The sequence below is a fragment of the Streptomyces sp. NPDC006923 genome, from assembly GCF_040635655.1.
Taxonomy (GTDB): domain Bacteria; phylum Actinomycetota; class Actinomycetes; order Streptomycetales; family Streptomycetaceae; genus Streptomyces.
This window is the reverse complement of the sequence record NZ_JBEYIF010000018.1, coordinates 52442-68942: the sequence shown is the minus strand read 5'-3', so window position 1 is coordinate 68942 and position 16501 is coordinate 52442. Positions and strand designations below refer to the sequence as shown.

The following is a 16501-nucleotide window of genomic DNA, read 5'->3' as shown; positions in this document are numbered from 1 at the left end:
CGGCGCGAAGGTGCATTGGGGGTGACACGCCTCAATCCGCGCGCCCCGGCGCACATCGCTCCACCCCTTGTGACCTCGGCGTGTCAAGTGAATCGCGCCCCAGGGCATGCGAGTTCATTCGATGGGGTGGCGAATGGTGGCGTTTGTGGAATCACCCTCGCTGTAGGGGTGATCGTAGGATTACTTTCAGTGCACGAACCTCGGAGAAGAGCGCTCTCGTGGGTATGCCCCGGGCAACTCGATTCCTTGTTTCGAGGGGGAGATCCTCCCTGCACGAGGCGAGGGCCCACGGCATTCCGACAACGGTTCGCGCGACAGGGGTTTCAGCGGATGGGGGCGTTGGCAGTGGGCGGCAGCGGCGCAGGCGGTACGGCTACCGGCAAGCGCACGAACGGGCAGCTCGACTCGTGGTTCCTGCGCAGTGGCTGGTCGAAGGGCGAGCTGGCACGTCAGGTCAACCGCCGCGCGCGCCAGTTGGGCGCCCACCACATCAGCACGGACACCTCACGCGTGCGCCGCTGGCTGGACGGCGAACAGCCGCGCGAACCGATTCCGCGCATTCTCTCCGAGCTGTTCTCCGAGCGATTCGGCGCCGTCGTCGGCATCGAGGATCTCGGACTGCGCACGGCGCACCGCTCGCCCTCGGTCTCCGGTGTCGATCTGCCCTGGGCCGGCCCGCAGACCGTCGCGCTGATCAGCGAGTTCTCCCGCAGTGATCTGATGCTGGCGCGGCGCGGCTTCCTCGGCTCCTCGCTGGCGCTGGCCGCGGGGCCCGCGCTGGTCGAACCGATGCAGCGCTGGCTGGTGCCCGCGCCGCCCCCGGAACAGCGGGAGCCCGGCAGGCCGGTCGCCTCGCACCGCCCCTCCCGCCTGTCCGAGCCGGAGCTGGAACTGCTGGAGTCCACCACCGCGATGTTCCGGAAGTGGGACGCGCAGTGCGGTGGCGGGCTGCGCCGCAAGGCGGTCGTCGGCCAACTCCACGAGGTGACCGATCTGCTGCAGGAGTCGCAGTCCGAGGCCACCGCCCGGCGGCTCTTCCGGTGCGCCGCCGAGCTGTCCGAGCTGGCCGGCTGGATGAGCTACGACGTCGGCCTCCAGCCGAATGCCCAGAAATACTTCGTTCTCGCCCTGCACGCGGCCAAGGAGGCCGGGGACAAACCGCTCGGCTCGTACATTCTGTCCTCCATGAGCCGCCAGATGATCCATCTCGGCCGGCCCGACGACGCGCTGGAGCTGGTCCACCTCGCGCAGTACGGGAGCCGGGAGTGCGCCACCGCGCGGACCCAGGCCATGCTGTATGCGATGGAGGCGCGCGCCTACGCCAACATGGGCCAGCCGAGCAAGTGCAGGCGGGCCGTCCGGATGGCCGAGGACACCTTCTCCGACGCCGGAGCGGACGGCGAGCCGGAACCGGACTGGATCCGCTTCTTCACCGAGGCCGAGCTCAATGGCGAGAACGCCCACTCCTACCGCGATCTGGCCTATGTGGCCGGCCGCAGCCCCACGTACGCCTCCCTGGCCGAACCCGTCATGCGGCGCGCCGTCGACCTGTTCGGCAAGGACGACGTGCACCAGCGGTCGTACGCGCTGAATCTGATCGGCATGGCCACCGTCCATCTCCTCAAGAGGGAGCCCGAGCAGTCCGCCGTGCTGGCCCAGCAAGCCCTGAGGGTGGCCGGCCGGGTGCGCTCGGAGCGGGTCAGCAACCGGCTCCGCAAGACCGTCGACATCGCCGCCAGGGACTTCGGCGATGTCGCCGGGATCGCCGACCTCACCGAACTGCTCACCACGCAGCTCTCCGAGTCCGCGGAGGCCGTCTGAGACGGCCGCCGCCCCTCCCGGGCGTCCTTCCGACCCCGTACCGCCCGAGCTCCGGCCGCGGCAGTCACCCCGTACAGTCCGACACGGCTCCCCCGCCGCCAGGTAAGCAGGGTGACGGCCGCGGCCGGTTTACGATGCCCGGCGAGGGTATCCGTGGCAGCCGGCCGCGATCCGCCGGTTCATCGGTCCGTAACACGCCGGACTTGTTCGTCACGACCGCGAAACATCGTGCGGCACTGGCCGAAACCGCACTGCGCGACTCTCCTCACCACAGTCGGCCCATACCTGCTTGAGCATCCGCACGGGCCGTTCCGACCCACGAGGGGACGCTGGCTTTGAATGGCGCAGATACCGCATTCGTATTGATCAGTGCCGCGCTCGTCATGCTGATGACGCCCGGCCTGGCATTTTTCTACGGCGGCATGGTGCGGGTGAAGAGCGCCCTCAACATGCTCATGATGTCCCTCATCTCACTCGGTATCGTCAGCGTGCTGTGGGTGCTCTACGGGTACTCCCTCACCTTCGGCGACGATCTCGGCGCCGGGCTGCTGGGCAATTTCGACCACGTCGGTTTCCAGGGCATCACCGCCGACACGCTGACCGGGGGCAAGGAAGGCATTCCCGTCTTCGCCTTCGCCCTCTTCCAGCTCATGTTCGCCGTCCTCACCCCGGCCCTGATGAGCGGTGCGCTCGCCGACCGCGTGAAGTTCAGCGCCTGGGCGCTCTTCATCACCCTCTGGGTCAGCGTCGTGTACTTCCCGATCGCGCACTGGGTCTGGCAGTCCGACGGCTGGCTGTTCAAGCTGGGAGTGATCGACTTCGCCGGTGGTACGGCGGTCCACATCAACGCCGGTGTCGGCGCCCTCGCCGCCGTCCTGGTCGTCGGTAAGCGGATCGGATTCAAGAAGGACCCGATGCGGCCGCACAACCTGCCGCTCGTCGTCCTCGGCGCCGGTCTCCTGTGGTTCGGCTGGTTCGGCTTCAACGCCGGCTCCGCGCTCGCCGCCAACGGCACCGCCGCCCTCATGGCCTTCAACACACAGATCGCCACCGGCGCCGCGATGCTCGGCTGGCTCATCTACGAGCGCATCCGGCACGGCGCGTTCACCACGCTGGGCGCCGCCTCCGGCGCCGTCGCCGGCCTGGTCGCCATCACCCCGTCCGGCGCGGCCGTCAACCCCTTCGGCGCGCTGCTCATCGGTGTCGTCGCCGGAGCGGTCTGCTCCTGGGCCGTCAGCCTCAAGTTCAAGCTCGGCTACGACGACTCGCTCGACGTGGTCGGCGTCCACCTCGTCGGCGGTGTGATCGGCACCCTGCTCGTGGGTCTCCTCGCGATCGACGGCGTCGGCGGCCTCTCGCAGCTCGGCAAGCAGGCCGTCGGTGCGTTCTCGGTGATGGCCTACTCGTTCGTGGTCTCCTGGATCCTCGCCAAGATCGTCGACGCCACCATTGGCTTCCGCGCCTCCGAGGACGACGAGACCAGCGGTGTGGACATGGCCTACCACGCGGAGTCGGCGTACGACTACAGCGCGGTGGGAGGTTCCCCGTCGGGCCGTAGTAGCGTGCCCGCCGCGAACCAGGACGAGGCGCTCGCCGCCGTGGCGACGAACAAGAAGGTGGACGCATGAAGCTCATCACCGCAGTCGTGAAGCCCCACAGGCTGGACGAGATCAAGGAGGCCCTCCAGGCCTTCGGAGTCCAGGGGCTCACGGTCACGGAGGCCAGCGGATACGGCCGGCAGCGCGGCCACACCGAGGTCTACCGGGGTGCGGAGTACACCGTCGACCTCGTACCGAAGATCCGCATAGAGGTTCTGGTCGAGGACGCCGACGCGGAACAGGTCATCGACACGGTGGTCAAGGCCGCCCGCACCGGCAAGATCGGTGACGGGAAGGTATGGAGCGTGCCGGTCGAGACGGCGGTCCGGGTCAGGACCGGCGAGCGCGGTCCTGACGCCCTCTGAGAGACAGGGACAACTGGGTGACGAGCCTCGAAGAGACAACCGACCAGGCAGACTCGGGACCCAGCGGCTATGCGGCGGCCCGGCTGCGCCTCCTCCAGGAGAAGGCGCAGTCAGGGCCGCCGCGCCGTACCGCGCTGGCCCGGCTGACCGACGACTGGCTGAACGCGCTGTTCAGCACGGCCGCCCAGGAAGCGGGGGTGCGCGGCGCGGCCCTGGTCGCCGTCGGCGGCTACGGACGGGGAGAGCTCTCCCCGCGCAGCGACCTCGACCTGCTGCTCCTGCACGATGGCACGGCCGGGCCCGCGGCGATCGCCGCGCTCGCCGACCGCGTCTGGTATCCGGTGTGGGACCTCGGCCTCGCCCTCGACCACTCCGTCCGTACACCCGCCGAGGTCCGGAAGACGGCGGCCGACGACCTCAAGGTCCAGCTCGGACTCCTCGACGCCCGGCATGTCGCGGGCGACCTGGGCCTGGTCACCCGGGTGCGGACCGCCGTACTCGCCGACTGGCGCAACACCGCGGCCAAGCGCCTCCCCGAACTGGACGAACTGTGCCGGGAGCGCGCCGAACGCCAGGGCGAGCTGCAGTTCCTGCTGGAACCCGACCTCAAGGAGGCCAGGGGCGGACTGCGGGACGCCACCGCGCTGCGCGCCGTCGCCGCCTCCTGGCTCGCGGACGCGCCCCGCGAAGGGCTCACCGCCGCCCGCCGTGTGCTGCTCGACGCGCGCGACGCCCTGCATCTCACGACCGGACGCGCCACCGACCGGCTCGCCCTCCAGGAACAGGACCCGGTCGCCGCCGAACTCGGCCTGCTGGACGCCGACGCCCTGCTGCGCCAGGTGTACGAGGCGGCGCGCACGGTCTCGTACGCCTCCGACGTCACCTGGCGCGAGGTGAACCGGGTCCTGCGCTCCCGCTCCGTACGCCCCCGGCTGCGGGCCATGCTCGGCAGCAAGCCGGCGCCCGAGCGCAGCCCCCTCGCCGAAGGCGTGGTCGAACAGGACGGTGAGGTCGTGCTGGCCCGCACCGCCCGCCCCGAACGCGACTCCGTCCTGCCGCTGCGCGCCGCAGCCGCCGCCGCCCAGGCCGGCCTGTCGATCTCGCTGCACGCCGTCCGGCGCCTCGCCGCGGCGTCGAAGCCGCTGCCGGTGCCCTGGCCGGCCGAGGCCCGCGAGGAACTCGTCACCCTGCTCGGCGCCGGTGAGTCGACCGTCGCGGTCTGGGAGGCCCTCGAAGCCGAGGGCCTGATCACCCGGCTCCTGCCCGACTGGGAGCGGGTCCGCTGCCGGCCCCAGCGCAACCCCGTACACACCTGGACCGTCGACCGCCACCTTGTCGAGACCGCCGTCCAGGCGTCCTCGCTGACCCGCCGCGTCGGCCGGCCCGACCTGCTGCTGGTCTGCGCCCTGCTGCACGACATCGGCAAGGGCTGGCCCGGCGACCACTCCGTGGCCGGCGAGGTCATCGCCCGCGACGTCGCGACCCGGATCGGCTTCGACCGCGAGGACACGGGCGTCGTCGCCACCGTCGTACGCCACCATCTGCTGCTCATCGACACCGCGACCCGGCGCGACCTGGACGACCCCGCCACGGTCAGCTCGGTCGCCGCACGGGTCGGCTCGCTCGGCACCCTGGAGCTGCTGCACGCGCTCACCGAGGCCGACGCGCTCGCCACCGGGCCCGCGGCCTGGTCGTCCTGGCGGGCCTCGCTCGTCGACGACCTGGTGACCCGCGTCGGCGCCGTCCTCGCGGGCGACGCCCCGGCCGAACCCGAACCGGCCGAGCCCAGCGCGGAGCAGGAACGGCTGGCCGTCGAGGCGCTGCGCACCGGTGGACCCGTGCTCGCCCTGCACGCCCAGAGCGAGCCGCCGCAGGAGGACGTGGAGCCGGAGCCGGTCGGCGTGGAACTGCTCATCGCGCTGCCCGACCAGCCGGGCGTGCTGCCCGCCGCCGCCGGGGTCCTCGCCCTGCACCGGCTCACCGTCCGGGCGGCCGACCTGCGCGCCGTGGAGCTGCCCACCGGGCTCGGGGAGCGCCGCGAGGTGCTGCTGCTGAGCTGGCGGGTGGCCGCCGAGTACGGCTCACTGCCGCAGGCCGCCAGGCTGCGCGCCGATCTCGTACGCGCCCTGGACGGCTCGCTCGACATCCGCACCAGGCTCGCCGAGCGCGAGGCGGCGTATCCGCGCCGCCGCGGCGTCCAGGCCCCGCCGCCGCGGGTCACCGTCGCGCCGACCGCCTCACAGCTCGCGACGGTCATCGAGGTCCGGGCCCAGGACGCACCGGGGCTGCTGCACCGCATCGGCCGGGCGCTGGAGGACGCGCGGGTACGGGTACGGAGCGCGCATGTGTCGACCCTGGGTGCCAACGCGGTGGACGCCTTCTATGTGACGTCCGACCGGGGCCGGCCGCTGTCGGCGCCGGTCGCCGCGGAGCTGGCGCGGACCGTGGAGGCCGCGCTGCGGTGAGGCCGCCGTACGGCCCAGTCACCCGCACGGGGGACCTCACCGCGCGCGGCCGGATACCCTGGGGGACGGTCTGTCCCTCACCGCGCGGGACAGCCCCCCTGCCCGCCCCCGACCTGAGGATCCGCGACCGCCGTGTTCGACACTCTCTCCGACCGCCTCGCAGCCACATTCAAGAGCCTCCGGGGCAAAGGGCGCCTCAGCCCGGAGGACATCGACGCCACGGCCCGCGAGATCCGTATCGCCCTGCTCGAAGCGGACGTCGCGCTGCCCGTCGTCCGGGCCTTCATCGCCAAGGTCAAGGAGCGCGCGGCCGGCGCCGAGGTCTCCCAGGCGCTGAACCCGGCCCAGCAGGTCATCAAGATCGTCAACGAGGAGCTCATCGGCATCCTCGGCGGCGAGACGCGGCGGCTGCGCTTCGCCAAGCAGCCGCCGACCGTGATCATGCTCGCGGGTCTCCAGGGCGCGGGCAAGACGACCCTGGCCGGAAAGCTCGGCCTCTGGCTCAAGGGCCAGGGCCACTCGCCGCTGCTCGTCGCCTGTGACCTCCAGCGCCCCAACGCCGTCACCCAGCTCTCCGTCGTCGCCGACCGGGCGGGCGTCGCCGTCTACGCGCCCGAGCCGGGCAACGGCGTGGGCGACCCGGTCAAGGTGGCCAAGGACTCCGTCGAGTACGCCCGGGCCCGGCAGTACGACGTGGTCGTGGTCGACACCGCGGGCCGCCTCGGCATCGACCAGGAACTGATGAAGCAGGCCGCGGACATCCGCGACGCGGTCAGCCCCGACGAGGTCCTCTTTGTCGTCGACGCGATGATCGGCCAGGACGCGGTCAACACCGCGGAGGCCTTCCGCGACGGCGTCGGCTTCGACGGCGTGGTGCTCTCCAAGCTCGATGGCGACGCCCGCGGCGGCGCGGCCCTCTCCATCGCGCATGTCACCGGCAAGCAGATCATGTTCGCCTCGAACGGCGAGAAGCTGGACGAGTTCGACGCGTTCCACCCGGACCGGATGGCGTCCCGCATCCTCGACATGGGTGATCTGCTCACCCTGATCGAGCAGGCGGAGAAGACGTTCAGCCAGGCCGAGGCCGAGAAGATGGCCTCCAAGCTGGCGAGCAGCAAGGGCAAGGACTTCACGCTCGACGACTTCCTGGCCCAGATGGAGCAGGTCAGGAAGATGGGCTCCATCTCCAAGCTGCTCGGCATGCTGCCCGGCATGGGGCAGATCAAGGATCAGATCAACAACATCGACGAGCGGGACGTGGACCGTACCGCCGCGATCATCAAGTCGATGACGCCGGGCGAGCGCCAGGAGCCGACGATCATCAACGGGTCCCGCAGGGCCCGGATCGCGCGTGGTTCCGGTGTCGAGGTCAGCGCGGTGAAGAATCTCGTGGAGCGCTTCTTCGAGGCCCGCAAGATGATGTCCAAGATGGCGCAGGGCGGCGGGATGCCGGGGATGCCGGGCATTCCCGGCATGGGCGGCGGCCCCGGCCGCGCGAAGAAGAAGCAGAAGCAGGCGAAGGGCAAGCAGCGCTCGGGCAACCCGATGAAGCGCAAGGCGGAGGAGCAGGCGGCGGCGGCCCGGCGCGAGGAGGCGGCGCAGTCGGGCAACGCGTTCGGCCTGCCGGCGGGGCAGCAGGACAAGAACTTCGAGCTGCCGGACGAGTTCAAGAAGTTCATGGGCTGACGGGTCGCCGTCCGGCGGGGCGGGGGCGCGGGCGGGAGGCGGCCCGCCGGGCGCGCGGGTCAGGGCGTACGCGCGATCAGATAGCGGAACACATTGGGCATCCACACCGTGCCGTCCCGCCGGACATGGGGGTGGAGCGCCTCCCCGATCTCCTTCTCCACCTGCCGCCGGTCCGTCGCCCTGATCGCCCCGTCGAACGCTCCGGTCGACAGCAGTCCGCGCACCGCGCTCCCCGTGTCCGCGTAGCCGAAGGGGCAGGCGACCCGCCCCGAGCCGTCCGGCTCCAGACCGGCGCGCGCGGCGACATCCTCCAGGTCGTCCCGGTGCGCCGGGCGCCGGCCGCCCTTGCGCAGCCGGTCCGTCAGCCGGCCCCCGATCCGCAGCACCGCGTCCGTGGCGCAGCGCTCCGGCGGACCCCAGCCGGCCAGCACCACCGGGGCGCCGCGCCGGGCCAGCGGTATCGCCCGCCCGAGCCCGGGTACACCGTCCGCCGTGTGGCCGAGCGGCTGGAAGGCGGTGATCACGTCGTACGGAGGGCGGTCGGGCCCGGCGGCCTCGGCCATCCGGTCGGCGGGCACCAGCGTGCCGGTGACCGCCGGCGCGCCGCCCGGTCTGGCACGCTCGCCCGGCGCGCGCAGCCGCTCACGCGCCAGCGCGAGCCGCTCGTGGTCGGAGTCGACACCGGTCACCCGCGCGCCGCGCGAAGCGGCGAGCAGCAGCGCGAGCCCCGAGCCGCAGCCGAGCGCGAGCAGCCGCGTCCCGCCACGGACCTCCAGGCGCTCGTACACCGCCTCGTAGAGGGGCACCAGCATCCGTTCCTGGATCTCGGCCCAGTCGCGGGCGCGCTCGCTGAGGTCCGTACGGTCCGGCGGCGCCCCCGCCGCGCCCGAAGGAAGCCGGTGGTGCTGGACGAGCGTACGTGTCATGGATAGCGCCCCAATCCGCCAAGAGGTCGGCAGTGCCCTGATTGACAGCCCCCGTGTACCTGCGCGCGCACATCCCCCGTAAGCCAGAAAACTCCGCATCCGTGCCCGCGTCCAGTGCGTGCGGGGCAAAGCCGTACGTGCCCCGGGCGCACGCCCCGGCGTACGCGGATGATTCCGTCTCGCCGGTCCGGTCGCCGTACGCTTTCCGCCATGGCGAAGGCACCTGTTCTCACCCCTCGGGCGACCGATTTCCCCCGCTGGTACCAGGACCTGATCAACAAGGCCGAACTGGCCGACAACGGTCCGGTGCGCGGCACGATGGTGATTCGGCCGTACGGGTACGGCCTGTGGGAGCGGATGCAGCAGGAGCTGGACGCCCGCATCAAGGAGGCCGGCGCCGCCAACGCGTACTTCCCCCTCTTCATCCCGCAGTCGTATCTGACCCGCGAGGCCGAGCACGTCGAGGGCTTCGCGCCCGAGCTGGCGATCGTGACGCACGGCGGCGGCAAGGAGCTGGACGAGCCGGTCGTCGTCAGGCCCACCTCCGAGACCATCGTCAACGAGTACTTCTCCACATGGGTGCAGAGCTACCGCGATCTGCCCCTGCTCATCAACCAGTGGGCCAATGTCGTCCGCTGGGAGATGCGTCCCCGGGTCTTCCTGCGCACCACCGAGTTCCTCTGGCAGGAGGGCCACACCGCGCACGCCACCTACGAGGACGCCAGGGACTACGCCGCTCACATCCACCGGAACGTCTACGCGGACTTCATGGTCAATGTCCTCGGCATCGATGTCGTCCTGGGCCGCAAGACCGCCGGCGAGCGCTTCGCCGGCGCGATCAACACCCTGACCCTCGAAGGCATGATGGGTGACGGCAAGGCCCTCCAGATGGGCACCAGCCATGAGCTGGGCCAGAACTTCGCCCGGGCCTTCCACACCGAGTATCTGTCCAAGGACGGCACCCGGGAGCTGGTCTGGCAGACCTCCTGGGGCTCCTCGACCCGGATGGTCGGCGGGCTGATCATGGCGCACGGCGACGACGGCGGACTGCGCGTGCCGCCCCGGCTCGCCCCCGTCCAGGCCGTGGTCCTCGCGATCAAGGACGACGCGGCGGTGCTCGCGAAGGTCCGCGAGACCGGTGAACGGCTCCGGGCCGCGGGGATCCGGGTCCAGCTCGACGAAAGGACCGACACGCCCTTCGGCCGCCGCGCCGTCGACTGGGAGCTGAAGGGCGTGCCCGTACGGATCGAGATCGGCCCCCGGGACCTGGAGAGCGGCACCGCGATGCTCGTCCGCAGGATCCCCGGCGGCAAGGAGCCGGTGGCCACCGACGCCCTGGCCGCGCTGCTGCCCGGGATCCTGGAGGAGGACCAGGCGCTGCTGCTCAGGCAGTCCCGGGAGTTCCGCGAGTCCCGTACCGCCGAGGTCTCCACGGTCGAGGAGGCCGCCGAGGCCGCCGGCGCCGGCTGGGCGCGCATTCCGTGGGCGGCGCTGGGGCCGGGCGGCGAAGCGGCGCTCGCCGGGCGGGGGGTGACCGTACGGTGCCTGGTCGCTGAGGACGGGTCGGTGCCGGAATCGGATGATGCGCCGGGTACTGTCGCCCTCGTGGCTCGCGCCTACTGAAGCCCCTCTTGCCGCAGGAAAAGCCGGTGTACGTAGATCGGCTACGCGTCGAAGCGTACGAGGCACTACGTACCGGCTTGGGCGGAGCTGTGAGACTTCTCCGCAGATCAGCGCACCCGCCCTCGTCCGGACGCATCAATGGCAACTGACGGGTACGTGCAAATTATTTGGGATGCCCCGTAATGGAACCCGGGAGCGTTCCGGCTCGTTATTCACGACGTGAGCACGACACCACCTGTTCTCGCCGCAGAGCTGGCACAGGCGTGGGCCGATATTCAGCGGTCCCACCCCGAGCTGCCGGATCTTGCCGCGCCAGAGTCCCTGATCGGAGAGTCGTCGTCCGCCTGCGGCGCCGAGCTCTCCTTCGAACGACTGCTTCACGAAGCGGTCCACGGCATCGCCGCCGCCAGAGGTGTCCGCGACACCTCGCGCGCGGGCCGATATCACAACCGCCGATTCCTGGCCATCGCCGAGGAGATGGGCCTCGACCACCCCGAGGAGCCGCATCCCAGCAGCGGCTTTTCCCTGGTCTCGCTGAGTCCCGAGGCGAAGCGGCGGTACCGCCCCACCATCGAGCGGCTGCAACGCGCCCTCAAGGCGCACACGGTCGCGACGGCCGCCGACACCAAGCGCAGCTTCCGCGGACCTGCCGCGCGGCACGGCTCGTCCGGCGGCGGCGTGCGCGTCAAGGCGGTCTGCGACTGCGGCCGGAACGTCCGCGTCGTCCCCTCCGTCCTCGCCCAGGCGCCGATCGTCTGCGGTGGCTGTGGCAAGCCGTTCCGTATCCCGGAAGTGGTCGGGGCCGCGAGCTGAGTCCCCCGGGCCCGAGCGGTCCCTCATCCGGGTCATGCCCCGCCGCGGGTGTGTGGCAGAATGGCCAGCCGTACTCGACAGTCGCACAGGACCCCTCTCTCCTCCGGCTGACGCGTCCATCGGGCGGATCGGGTACCGCAACCCCACGCGGCATCCCTTTGCGCCCAACCACGTCAAGACCAGGAGACACCACTCCAGTGGCAGTCAAGATCAAGCTGAAGCGTCTGGGCAAGATCCGTTCGCCTCACTACCGCATCATCGTCGCCGACTCCCGTACCCGCCGTGACGGCCGGGCCATCGAGGAGATCGGTCTGTACCACCCGGTGCAGAACCCTTCGCGTATCGAGGTCGACTCGGACCGCGCGCGTTACTGGCTGTCCGTCGGCGCCCAGCCGACCGAGCCCGTTCTCGCGATCCTCAAGCTCACCGGTGACTGGCAGGCGCACAAGGGCCTCCCGGCCCCGGCGCCGCTGCTCCAGCCGGAGCCGAAGGCCGACAAGCGCGCCCTCTTCGAGGCCGCGCTGAAGGACTCCGGCGACGAGCCCAAGGGTGAGGCGATCACCCAGAAGGCGAAGAAGTCCGACAAGAAGGCCGACGAAGCCGGTACCGAGTCTTCGGCCGCCGCCGAGTCGACCGAGGCCTGAGCATGCTCGAGGAGGCTCTCGAGCACCTCGTGAAGGGCATCGTCGACAACCCGGACGAAGTGCAGGTGGCCTCGCGCAACCTGCGCCGCGGCCGTGTGCTGGAGGTCCGGGTGCACCCCGACGACCTCGGCAAGGTGATCGGCCGCAACGGCCGCACCGCACGTGCTCTGCGGACTGTCGTGGGCGCCATTGGCGGCCGTGGCATCCGCGTCGACCTCGTCGACGTGGATCAGGTGCGCTGACACAGCAGAACACCGGCACGGGCCGGGGAGGGCGTCCGCCTTCTCCGGCCCGTGCCCGTTTGCCGTGTGCGCGGACGACCGCGGCGTGCCGTGTGCGCACATGACCGCGCGGCCGCCCGACCGCGGCCATCCATCGAGGAACCACCGCGGCGAACGACACGTCCGCGAGAGCGGCGGCGGTCGCGCCGCACAGAAGGGGCTCACGTGCAGTTGGTAGTCGCGCGGATCGGCCGCGCCCACGGGATCAAGGGTGAGGTCACCGTGGAGGTGCGTACGGACGAGCCGGAACTCCGGCTCGGACCGGGCGCCGTGCTCACCACGGACCCGGCGTCGGCCGGACCGCTGACGATCGAGACCGGCCGGGTGCACAGCGGCAGGCTGCTGCTCCGTTTCGACGGTGTGCGCGACCGTACGGGCGCCGAGGCCCTGCGCAATGTGCTGCTCATCGCCGAGATCGACCCCGAGGAGCTGCCCGAGGACCCGGAGGAGTTCTACGACCATCAGCTCATGGACCTCGATGTCGTCCTGGCCGACGGCACGGAGATCGGCCGGATCACCGAGATCTCGCACCTGCCCTCGCAGGACCTGTTCATCGTGGAACGCCCCGACGGCAGCGAGGTCATGATCCCCTTCGTCGAGGAGATCGTCACCGAGATCGACCTGGAGGAGCAGCGGGCCGTCATCGACCCGCCGCCGGGACTGATCGACGACAGCGAGGCCGACGGCGAATCCGACGGCGAATTCGACGGCGAGGCCGCTGGCGGGAACACCGGCGGACACCGCGCGACCGGCGGGGACGACGACTGATGCGGCTCGATGTCGTCACGATCTTCCCGGAGTACCTGGAGCCGCTGAACGTGTCACTCGTCGGCAAGGCGCGTGCGCGCGGCCGGCTCGGTGTCCACGTGCACGACCTCCGGGAGTGGACGTACGACCGGCACAACACCGTCGACGACACGCCCTACGGCGGCGGTCCCGGCATGGTCATGAAGACCGAGCCCTGGGGCGAGGCCCTGGACGAGGTGCTGGCGGACGGCTACGAGGCGGGTGCTCACGGCCCGGTCCTGGTCGTCCCCACCCCGAGCGGCCGGCCCTTCACCCAGAAGCTGGCCGTGGAACTCTCCGAGCGGCCCTGGCTGATCTTCACGCCCGCCCGCTACGAGGGAATCGACCGCCGGGTCGTCGACGAGTACGCGACCCGGATGCCGGTCCACGAGGTCTCCATCGGCGACTATGTGCTGGCGGGCGGGGAGGCCGCCGTACTGGTCGTCACCGAGGCGGTGGCCCGGCTGCTGCCCGGCGTCCTCGGCAACGCCGAGTCGCACCGCGACGACTCCTTCGCTCCCGGCGCGATGGCCGATCTGCTGGAGGGTCCCGTCTACACCAAGCCGCCCGAGTGGCGCGGGCGCGGGATCCCGGACGTCCTGCTCAGCGGCCACCACGGCAGGATCGCGCGCTGGCGGCGGGACGAGGCGTTCCGCCGCACCGCCCTCAACCGGCCCGATCTGATCGAGCGCTGCGACGCCGCGGCCTTCGACAAGAAGGACCGCGAGACCCTCTCCATCATGGGCTGGGCACCGGAGCCCGGCGGCCGATTTTGGCGCAGGCCCGAGGCCATGGAAGAATGAGCCGCTGCTGTACGTCCGGAGTGCGCCCCTGCCACAGGGGGAACGACGCCCGCCCGACGCGAACGGCACCCTCAGACTCTCATTTCGATAACCGCTGATGACCTGTGGCATCAGCGAGGAAGCAGACCATCATGGCCAGCCTGCTCGACACTGTCGACGCCTCGTCGCTCCGCAGCGACCTCCCCGCCTTCCGCCCCGGTGACACCGTGAACGTCCACGTACGGGTCATCGAGGGCAACCGCTCCCGTATCCAGCAGTTCAAGGGCGTGGTCATCCGCCGCCAGGGCTCGGGCGTCAGCGAGACCTTCACGGTCCGCAAGGTCTCCTTCTCCGTCGGCGTCGAGCGGACCTTCCCGGTGCACAGCCCGATCTTCGAGAAGATCGAGCTCGTGAGCCGCGGTGACGTCCGTCGCGCCAAGCTCTACTACCTCCGTGAGCTGCGCGGCAAGGCCGCGAAGATCAAGGAGAAGCGCGACAAGTAAGCGCGCGACGACCGGGCCGGGGGATTGACTCGCACCCGGGTTCAGCGGGCCGCCGGATAAGCTCTGGGCCCGATGGACACCGAAGCACAGCACGCGGAGCGCGACCGCTCCTCCCAGCCCCCGGCGGGGCCGGAGGAGCGGTCGCGCTTCGCGCGTTTCCGCGGACACCTGGTGGCGCCGGACTCCGGGCCGTCCTGGCGCCGGGCGGGCCTGACCGGTGTGGCCTGTGTGCTCTTCGTACTGCTGCTGAGCACCTTTGTGGTGCAGCCCTTCCTGATCCCCAGCGGATCGATGGAGCCCACGCTCCAGATCGGGGACCGGGTGCTGGTCAACAAGCTGGCCTACGACTTCGGCGGCGCGCCGCGCCGCGGCGACGTGGTGGTCTTCGACGGCGCCGGGTCGTTCGTCCAGTCCCCGGCCGGGGAGAACCCCGTGACCGGGCCGCTGCACAGCGCGGCCACGGCGCTGGGACTCGCCGGACCCGCCGAGACGGACTTCGTGAAGCGCGTGGTCGGGGTGGGCGGTGATCACGTGGTCTGCTGCGACACGGCGGGCAGCCTCGAAGTGAACGGCGTCCCGGTGGAGGAGCGGTACCTCTACTTCGGGGACGCGCCCTCCCGGGTCCCCTTCGACATCGTCGTACCGCACGGCACGCTCTGGGTCCTGGGCGACCACCGGGGCAATTCGCGTGACTCGCGGGACCATCTCGGTGAACCGGGCGGCGGCATGGTGCCCGTGGACAAGGTCGTCGGCCGGGTCGACTGGATCGGCTGGCCGCTGGGCCGCTGGTCCTCGCTGCCGCCGACCGACGCCTTCCGGGACGTACGGGATCCGGGCGGCGTCCATGGGTAAGCGCGGACGCCCCGCCGGCCACGGGCCGGACACCGGACTGCCGACCGGCACCCGGCCCACCAGCGGCCGGCCGATGCCGGGCCGGGCCGAGCGGCGCAAGCTCGCCCGCAAGGTCAAGCGCCGCCGCCGCCGTTCCGCGGTGACGGAGATACCGCTGCTGATCACCGTGGCGCTGCTGATCGCGCTGGTGCTGAAGACCTTCCTGGTACAGGCGTTTGTGATTCCGTCGGGGTCGATGGAGCAGACGATCAAGATCAGTGACCGCGTCCTGGTGGACAAACTCACACCGTGGTTCGGCTCGAAGCCGACGCGCGGTGATGTCGTCGTCTTCAAGGACCCGGGTGGCTGGCTCCACGAGGAGCAGACCCCGCCGGACGACTCGCCTGTCGTCGTCAAGCAGGTCAAACAGGCTCTGACGTTTATCGGGCTGCTGCCGTCCGCCGACGAGCAGGACCTGATCAAACGGGTCGTCGCGGTCGGCGGCGACACCGTCAAGTGCTGTGACAAGGACGGCAAGGTCACCGTCAACGGCGCACCGCTCACCGAGCCGTACCTCCACCCGGGCAACGCGCCCTCACAGCTCTCCTTCGAGGTGGTCGTCCCGGCCGGGCGGATCTTCGTGATGGGGGACCATCGGGAACTTTCGGCCGATTCCCGCTTCCATCTGGACGACACGTACCGTGGCACGGTCTCCGAGGACGAGGTCGTGGGGCGGGCGGTCGTGATCGCCTGGCCCTTCGCTCACTGGCGCCGGCTGGAGGAACCCGGGACATACGCTTCCGTTCCTGACGCGCGCGCCGCGCCCACGACGGCGGCGGGGCCGTCGAATAGTCTTTCCTCTCAGGATCTGAACGGATTGATCCTGCTCCCGCGCCCTGCGGAACTCCCGCTCGTTATGGGAGTGGTGGGCCTGTCTCTTCTCCGGGGCAGGCGGTCGCACGGAGTAATCGCACGGACTAAGGAGTGAATGTGGGGGACGTGGCGGTCGGCGCACGGTCCGGACACGAAGGTGCCGAGGAGGGACAGGAGCAGCTCGCCGAGTCGCCCGCCGTCTTGACGGACGATACGACGGAACCCCCGAGCGGTGAGGCCGCGGAGGCCGGGACAGCACCTGAGGCCGGGGCCGGTGAGGCGGCCGGGAGCGGTGCGGGACCGGGATCCGGGACAGGGACCGGCCCGGCGACGGGTGCGGAGCCGGCGGCCGTCACGGAAGCGGCAGCGGTGCCCGAGGCGAGTGCGACGCCGGGCACCGGGACGGCCCCGGAGGCCGGTGCGACACCGGAGGCGGGCGCGGAGCCGGCCGCCCCCACGGAGCCCGGGGCGGGTACGGAGCCGGCGGGCGACGCCAAGCCGGCG

The 16501-nt window shown here is 71.1% G+C and carries 14 protein-coding genes and 1 pseudogene; 14 read left to right on the top strand and 1 reads right to left on the bottom strand.

What is annotated here, in order from left to right; all coding sequences use genetic code 11:
• Window positions 1–345: 345 nt before the first annotated feature.
• The 5 genes from ABZ707_RS28150 (at window position 346) to ffh (ending at window position 7935) form a co-directional block, all read left to right on the top strand.
• Window positions 346–1821 carry a hypothetical protein gene (locus ABZ707_RS28150; protein ID WP_360180324.1) on the top strand — a complete coding sequence of 492 codons (1476 nt, stop codon included), beginning with the start codon at window positions 346–348 and terminating at the stop codon, window positions 1819–1821.
• 335 nt (window positions 1822–2156) lie between these two features.
• Window positions 2157–3449, top strand: coding sequence for an ammonium transporter (locus ABZ707_RS28145; protein WP_360180205.1), 1293 nt, complete (start codon window positions 2157–2159; stop codon window positions 3447–3449).
• Window positions 3446–3784 (top strand): P-II family nitrogen regulator, encoded by a 339-nt coding sequence (locus tag ABZ707_RS28140; protein WP_360180203.1) that lies wholly within the window; start codon window positions 3446–3448, stop codon window positions 3782–3784. The genes ABZ707_RS28145 and ABZ707_RS28140 overlap by 4 nt, the downstream gene beginning before the upstream one ends.
• A 17-nt stretch (window positions 3785–3801) precedes the next feature.
• Window positions 3802–6249 carry a [protein-PII] uridylyltransferase gene (locus ABZ707_RS28135; RefSeq protein WP_360180201.1) on the top strand — a complete coding sequence of 816 codons (2448 nt, stop codon included), beginning with the start codon at window positions 3802–3804 and terminating at the stop codon, window positions 6247–6249.
• Between the two features lie 132 nt (window positions 6250–6381).
• Window positions 6382–7935, top strand: a complete 1554-nt coding sequence (ffh, locus tag ABZ707_RS28130; RefSeq protein WP_360180199.1) for a signal recognition particle protein — start codon at window positions 6382–6384, stop codon at window positions 7933–7935.
• 59 nt (window positions 7936–7994) lie between these two features.
• On the opposite strand, the gene ABZ707_RS28125 is transcribed toward ffh, so the two are convergent.
• Complete coding sequence (locus ABZ707_RS28125; RefSeq protein ID WP_360180197.1) at window positions 7995–8861, bottom strand: methyltransferase domain-containing protein; 867 nt, start codon at window positions 8859–8861, stop codon at window positions 7995–7997.
• A gap of 210 nt (window positions 8862–9071) precedes the next feature.
• On the opposite strand from ABZ707_RS28125, the gene proS reads away from it, so the two are divergent.
• The 9 genes and pseudogenes from proS to lepB (ABZ707_RS28080) all read left to right on the top strand — a co-directional run bounded on the left by proS (window position 9072) and on the right by lepB (ABZ707_RS28080) (window position 16233).
• Window positions 9072–10484 carry a proline--tRNA ligase gene (gene proS / locus ABZ707_RS28120; RefSeq protein ID WP_360180195.1) on the top strand — a complete coding sequence of 471 codons (1413 nt, stop codon included), beginning with the start codon at window positions 9072–9074 and terminating at the stop codon, window positions 10482–10484.
• A gap of 219 nt (window positions 10485–10703) precedes the next feature.
• Window positions 10704–11297, top strand: a complete 594-nt coding sequence (locus ABZ707_RS28115) for a hypothetical protein (protein WP_066950741.1) — start codon at window positions 10704–10706, stop codon at window positions 11295–11297.
• Between the two features lie 197 nt (window positions 11298–11494).
• Window positions 11495–11941 carry a 30S ribosomal protein S16 gene (gene rpsP, locus ABZ707_RS28110; RefSeq protein WP_360180193.1) on the top strand — a complete coding sequence of 149 codons (447 nt, stop codon included), beginning with the start codon at window positions 11495–11497 and terminating at the stop codon, window positions 11939–11941.
• Between the two features lie 2 nt (window positions 11942–11943).
• Entirely contained in the window at window positions 11944–12183 is a 240-nt protein-coding gene (locus tag ABZ707_RS28105; RefSeq protein ID WP_020868149.1) for an RNA-binding protein, read from the top strand.
• A gap of 204 nt (window positions 12184–12387) precedes the next feature.
• Window positions 12388–12990: a ribosome maturation factor RimM gene (rimM, locus tag ABZ707_RS28100; protein WP_360180191.1), complete on the top strand. Its 603-nt coding sequence runs from the start codon at window positions 12388–12390 to the stop codon at window positions 12988–12990.
• Complete coding sequence (gene trmD / locus ABZ707_RS28095) at window positions 12990–13811, top strand: tRNA (guanosine(37)-N1)-methyltransferase TrmD (protein ID WP_360180189.1); 822 nt, start codon at window positions 12990–12992, stop codon at window positions 13809–13811. The genes rimM and trmD overlap by 1 nt, the downstream gene beginning before the upstream one ends.
• A 131-nt stretch (window positions 13812–13942) precedes the next feature.
• Window positions 13943–14293 carry a 50S ribosomal protein L19 gene (gene rplS / locus ABZ707_RS28090; protein WP_360180187.1) on the top strand — a complete coding sequence of 117 codons (351 nt, stop codon included), beginning with the start codon at window positions 13943–13945 and terminating at the stop codon, window positions 14291–14293.
• Between the two features lie 72 nt (window positions 14294–14365).
• Window positions 14366–15145 (top strand): signal peptidase I, encoded by a 780-nt coding sequence (lepB, locus tag ABZ707_RS28085; protein ID WP_360180185.1) that lies wholly within the window; start codon window positions 14366–14368, stop codon window positions 15143–15145.
• Window positions 15138–16233 (top strand): annotated as a pseudogene (gene lepB / locus ABZ707_RS28080) (signal peptidase I). The gene lepB (ABZ707_RS28085) and the pseudogene lepB (ABZ707_RS28080) overlap by 8 nt, the downstream one beginning before the upstream one ends.
• Window positions 16234–16501: the final 268 nt, after the last annotated feature.

Bases quoted from the DNA above. Each gene is read 5' to 3' on its own strand.
- trmD (WP_360180189.1), top strand. From the start codon at position 12,990: ATGCGGCTCGATGTCGTCACGATCTTCCCGGAGTACCTGGAGCCGCTG.
- ABZ707_RS28125 (WP_360180197.1), bottom strand. From the start codon at position 8,861: ATGACACGTACGCTCGTCCAGCACCACCGGCTTCCTTCGGGCGCGGCG.
- proS (WP_360180195.1), top strand. From the start codon at position 9,072: ATGGCGAAGGCACCTGTTCTCACCCCTCGGGCGACCGATTTCCCCCGC.
- ABZ707_RS28140 (WP_360180203.1), top strand. From the start codon at position 3,446: ATGAAGCTCATCACCGCAGTCGTGAAGCCCCACAGGCTGGACGAGATC.
- rplS (WP_360180187.1), top strand. From the start codon at position 13,943: ATGGCCAGCCTGCTCGACACTGTCGACGCCTCGTCGCTCCGCAGCGAC.
- ABZ707_RS28105 (WP_020868149.1), top strand. From the start codon at position 11,944: ATGCTCGAGGAGGCTCTCGAGCACCTCGTGAAGGGCATCGTCGACAAC.
- lepB (WP_360180185.1), top strand. From the start codon at position 14,366: ATGGACACCGAAGCACAGCACGCGGAGCGCGACCGCTCCTCCCAGCCC.